2 protein-coding genes are annotated in these 6,338 nt (G+C 26.9%); both read right to left on the reverse strand.

All coding sequences use genetic code 11. The features are described 5' to 3' along the window. Nucleotides 1-214: 214 nt before the first annotated feature. Nucleotides 215-1,759, reverse strand: a complete 1,545-nt coding sequence (locus G3997_RS07305; protein WP_296644950.1) for a hypothetical protein — start codon at nucleotides 1,757-1,759, stop codon at nucleotides 215-217. A 173-nt stretch (nucleotides 1,760-1,932) separates the two neighbouring features. Beyond that, nucleotides 1,933-6,231 (reverse strand): PolC-type DNA polymerase III, encoded by a 4,299-nt coding sequence (locus G3997_RS07310; RefSeq protein ID WP_296644953.1) that lies wholly within the window; start codon nucleotides 6,229-6,231, stop codon nucleotides 1,933-1,935. Nucleotides 6,232-6,338: the final 107 nt, after the last annotated feature.

The following is a 6,338-nucleotide window of genomic DNA, read 5'->3' on the forward strand; positions in this document are numbered from 1 at the left end:
CAATATATACTATTTTATATACTATAATAACATATATTAGTTTTTGTTGCAAATTTTAATTATATATACTTTAAATACTACTTTTATCTATAAGAATTCCCTAATAAACTATAATTTATATTTTATATATCTACATTAGTTTTATATTATTAAGCCACTTATTTATCTTATAAACTTTAATATAATAATTATATCCAGTTTTATAAAACTTAATTTAGTCTAACGTAAATGATTCAAATAATAAGTCTCCACTATTAGTTCTATCAAATATTATATTACACTTTTTTATATTTTTTAAATTTATAGTATTATACATTACTATAGGTATTCTTATATTTAATATTGGTGTTATTTGATTCCAACATATAAATTCTTTGCCATCTCCTCTGTCAAACTCTTCTAAATCACCGCTTGGATAATTAATTAAGTTACTTTCTTTTGATATTTCAACCTTTTGTGAATTTCTTCTATCATCAACTAGTTCTATACATATACTTTGCGGCTTTCCTTTTATATTTGATTCATTCTCTGGGTCTAATACAAGATTTATACTAATATTATTAAATTTACTAAAATCATTTATATCTGGCTTAAAAGTTAATCTACCATTTTTATACTCCCATTTAATATTCAATAATTTAATAGAATCTTCATTCATTTTAGGTAAATTTACTTCTGGCAAATTATTAAGTAAATTAATTTTTATATTTTTAGCTTTATAAGCATCTAAATCTTTTATATCTTTTAATTTTTTTACTTTTGATGTTTGTAAATAGTTTATTACGTCTAAGTTATTTATCTTTGTAACTGTTGTAAGCTTAGTATCATAAATAGTATTATCACATTTATCTTTATATACTGCTTTTAAGTAGTCTACTACAAATCTTTTTAAAAATTCTTCTTGTTCTTTTCTATTAATTTGATTTTTTAAGTCTATATCCAATTGATTAGCATCATTTTGCTCAATTTTTGAATTAAAATAATTATTGTTAGCATTTTTAAGTAATGTTAAAGATAAAATATCTTGATTATTATATTCTTTTAAAATTCTATAAATATTAAATCCATCAATGCCCATTCTTGTACCATCTAATCCTGAAATCAATATAGATACACTTTTAATATTAAAATCACTAATATATTTATTAGTAATTGGATTAATTAGTAATAGATTTAATATTTTTACTTCATTTGTATTTTGTTTTTGTATTGTTTTAAATATCTCCTCTATATTTACACAATGACTAATTAACGTTATACTTTTTAATTCTATTTTATTTTCAAAGTCTACATTATATATATTATTTCCAAAATTAGCTTGTTCGATAACTTTTATATGTTCATTAAGTATTTTAGAAATACTTTCGTATTCTTTATTTTTAATGTACTTTAAATAATATGCTGGACTTGTATCTATAGCTATAGCTAAATATCCATTTTCGGCAATATAGTTTATAAGATACTCAAAACCTTTATCATATCTATCTATATTATTATAATATCCTGGTATTATTATAACTAATTTCATTTTTTTATTTTTACTGATTTTAGGTATTGACATCGTTCCTTTTAAATCATAACTAATTCCATCTAAAGCTATTTCTCCTACATTAAAGTCCATAGTTTGAACTTCATAATTTCCTGATTTTTTTTGTTCTACTTCAGATGGTTGTAATATTTTTATAGAATTTTCATTTGTACTACATGCTGATAATAATACAATCATAAATAGTAGTAAAGTAATGATAATTTTTTTCATATTATATCCTGCCTAAAGTTTTAAAGTATTTTAATTTATTATTCACATTGAATTTTGTTTAATTCATATCTTATAAATATATTTTTAATAAGAATAAAGTTTAAATAAATAAAAAAGACACATAAATTTATTCAATTTATACTTTAATATTTATTATCATTTATATAAATTATTTAAAATAAAGATAGTTGATTTTCATCACTCATATTATTAAGTGAACCATGGTTACTTAATGTCTCTATAACTGTTTTTGAAATTTTAGTTCTCTTTCTAAGTTCCTCTTTAGATATAAATTCTCCATTTTCTCTTTCCTTTTGTATATTTATAGCTGCATTCTCTCCAACACCTTGAAGAGCTATCATAGGTGGAAGTAATAATTTCTCACCCGCAACCTTAAACTTACTTGCATCTGATTTATATATATCAACAGGAAGTATCTTTATTCCTCTAGCATACATTTCAAGTGCAACTTCAAGAACAGTTAACATATTTTTTTCTTTTGCAGTTGCATCATTACCTAAACTTTCAATTTCATGTATTCTCTCTTTTATTGCAGGTAACCCTTTAACTATTAAATCCGCATCAAAATCCTCTGCTTTTGTAGTAAAGTATGTTGCATAAAAAGCTTCTGGATAATGAACTTTACAATAAGCTAGTCTAAATGACATCATAACATATGCTACTGCATGGGCCTTAGGGAACATGTACTTTATCTTTTGACATGAACCTATATACCACTCTGGAACATCATTTTCATGCATTTCTTCTATGTGCTCTGGCTTTAATCCTTTACCTTTTCTTACGTTTTCCATTATAGTAAAGGCATTTTTAGGTTTTAATCCTTTAAATATAAGATAGTTCATTATGTCATCACGAGTAGATATAACATCATCTATACCAACTATATCCTCTCTAACTAAGTCTTGAGCATTATTTAGCCAAACGTCCGTACCATGAGAAAGTCCTGATATACGAACCAATGCATCAAAAGTTGTTGGCTTTGTATCAAGTAACATTTGTCTAACAAACTTTGTACCAAATTCAGGTATTGCAAGCGAACCAATCGGGCAATTAATTTCTTCAGGTGTAACTTTTAATGCCTCTGTTGATGTAAATAATGACATTGTTTCTGGGTCATCTAAAGGAATATCAGTAGCAACTATACCTGTTATATCTTCTAGCATTCTTATCATAGTCGGCGCATCGTGCCCAAGTATATCAAGTTTTAGTATACGACCACTTATAGAGTGATAGTCAAAGTGTGTTGTTATAACTCCACAACTGGTATCATTAGCTGGATATTGTATTGGTGTAAAGTCATAAACATCTTTGTAATGCGGAATAACCATAACTCCACCTGGATGCTGTCCTGATGTTCTTTTAACTCCTGTACATCCATTTGATAATCTCAGTACTTCAGCATTTGGAACATGTATATTATTTTCTTCTACATATTTTCTAGCATACCCAAAAGCTGTTTTTTCTGCTACAGTACCTATTGTTCCAGCTCTATAAACATAACCTTCTCCAAACAGTTCTTCAGTATATTTGTGTATTACAGGTTGATAATCTCCTGAGAAGTTAAGGTCTATATCCGGCTCTTTATCACCTTCAAAACCAAGGAATGTCTCAAAAGGTATATCATGTCCATCTTTTCTAAGTGGCTTACCGCATTTAGGACAATCTTTATCTGGTAAGTCTACTCCAGAACCATATTCTCCTATTTCAAAGAAATGTGAGTATTTACATTCTGGGTCATCACAAATATAATGTGCCGGAAGTGGATTAACTTCTGTTATATCACTCATTGTAGCAGCAAATGATGAACCAACCGAACCTCTTGAACCAACTAAATATCCATCACTTAGTGATTTTGTAACTAGTTTTTGAGCTATAATGTACATTACCGCATATCCATTACCTATGATTGAATTTAATTCTCTATCAAGTCTAGCTTGAACAACTTCAGGTACTGGCTCTCCGTATATACGTTTTGCTTTTGCATAACACATCTCTCTTAACTCAACATCTGAACCTTCTATAATAGGTGGATAAGTATCATCAGGTATTGGCTTTATAACTTCAACCATATCAGCTATTTTATTAGTATTAGTTACAACAACTTCATAGGCTAATTCTTCACCTAAATACTTAAATTCGTCTAACATTTCATCTGTAGTTCTAAAGTGAAGATACGTTTCTTCTTCATCCACTTTAAATCCTTGAGAATACTTTAATATCTTTCTTAAAACAGCTTCATGCTTTTCTAAGAAATGAACGTCTCCAGTTGCTACTGGTATTTTTCCAAATTTAAGTGCAGTTTCAATAAGTTTTCTATTTAAATCCCTTAATTCCTCTTCATCTTGAACTTCACCTTTATCTATCATGAATCTATTGTTATCAATCGGCATTACTTCTATATAATCATATAGTTCTATAATTTTAGCCATCTCTTCATCACTTACATTTTTCTTAACAGCCTTAAATACTTGACCTGCTTCACAAGCTGAACCTATTATAATACCTTCTTTATGAGCTTCTAATACACTTCTTAGTATTCTAGGTGCTCTATAGAAATGATTAACATGAGCATCTGATACTATTTTATATAAATTCTTTAGGCCAACATAATTTTTAGCTATTAAGGTTATATGACTAGTTCCTAGCTTTGTATAATCAACCTTACCTAATACTTCATTTACTTGTTGTAATGTTTTAGCTCCCTTTTTTTCTAACATTTCTAGAAATTTTATAAATATAAGCGCTGTAGCCTGTGCATCATCAACAGCTCTATGGTGATTTAAAAGTGGTACACCTAAAGCTTTAGCTACTACATTTAATCTATGTCTTTTTAATTCTGGAAGTAATATTCTTGCAAGTGTCAATGTATCTACACTTTTATTTTTAAATTCTATATTCTGTTGTCTACATTTTTCAGATATAAAACTCATATCAAACTCTGCATTATGAGCAACTAGTACACTATCTCCAATAAATTCTATAAACTTAGGTAAAACTTCTTCTACGGTAGGTTTATCTTTAACCATATCGTTAGTTATACCAGTTAACTCTTGTATTTTATATGATATATCCTTTTGTGGGTTTATAAGCTCACTAAATTTATCTACAAYTTTAAAGTTTTCTATTTTTACTGCACCTATTTCAGTTATCTTATCATTTATATTTGAAAAACCTGTTGTCTCTATATCAAATACTACAAAAGTTTGAGATAATTCTTTATCATTAGGTTCATCAATTATAAGTGTATCATCTTCAACTAAATATCCTTCTACACCGTAAAGTATTTTTATATCATTACCTTTAGCTGCTCCCATGGCTTCTGGAAATGCTTGAACTACTCCATGGTCTGTTATTGCTATTGCTTTATGACCCCATTTAGCTGCTTGCTGTATTAATTTTTTTGTTGAAGCTACAGCATCCATAGATGACATTTGCGTATGTGCATGAAGTTCAACTCTTTTTTCTTCGCTTTTATCTATTCTTTGAGGCTTTTCTTCTTCTCTTATTCCACTTACAGTCATAGTAAGTTCTCTTTGATAAGTATCATACATTATGTCACCTTTTATTTTCACATAAGCTCCTTTAGATAATTTACCTAAAACACTATCCTTATTAATATCATTTAAAAATAATTTACAACTTATAGAGCTTGTATAATCTGTTATCGCTGCGATCATAAGTATTTTTCCATTTTTTAATTCTTTAGTATCTATATCAAATATTTCCCCTACTATACTTACAGTTCCTGAACTATTGTTTAAATCACAAATTTTTTCAACCATTGCATTTACATTTTCACCATATATCATTTTATCATCATACTCTGGTTTTATAATATAAGCGGCTTCTTCTTCACTTGTTTTTTCTTGCTTAGAATTTATTTCTAATTCTTTAATCTTATCTTCTACTATTCTTTCAGTTTTTCTAATTATACGTTTAACATCAACTTCTTCATCTATTGCCTTTTCCATATTTATATTAAGATCTATACCAAGTTCTTCATTTAGCACTGATTTAAGAATAGAAACTATATTTAATTTCATCAGTCTATCATAAAAAAGACCCTTAGGAAGTTTTATTTTTAAGTTATCTTCTATACATAAATACTCTATTTGTTTATACCATCCTGAAATAGATGGACATAGCGTTTTTAGTATATAGACAATATTCATCCAATACATTTTTATAATATCTTTATTTTCTTTTCGGTCTAAACCTGTATATGATATTTTAATTTTTATATCTTTAAAATACGAAAGCTTTGATTTTATCTCTACTTTTAAATTTTCTAAAATCTCATAAGATATTATAGACTTTGAAGTTAAATGAAAATATACAATTTTATCTTCTCTGAAGTAAATAACCTTAGACACATATACTTCTTTTAACTGTTTATTTAATATGTTATTATTTATTTCTAATCTATCTAAATAGTCTTTTACACTTTCCACAATATCACTTCCTTTTCATTAACCTTGAAATAAATATTATATCACAACTTACTTAATCTAATTAATATTTTTACTTGGATTAGCTACAAATTATATACAATTTAATA

This window comes from Romboutsia sp. 13368, from assembly GCF_018336475.1.
Lineage (GTDB): Bacteria > Bacillota > Clostridia > Peptostreptococcales > Peptostreptococcaceae > Romboutsia.

Bases quoted from the DNA above. Each gene is read 5' to 3' on its own strand.
- G3997_RS07305 (WP_296644950.1), bottom strand. From the start codon at position 1,759: ATGAAAAAAATTATCATTACTTTACTACTATTTATGATTGTATTATTA.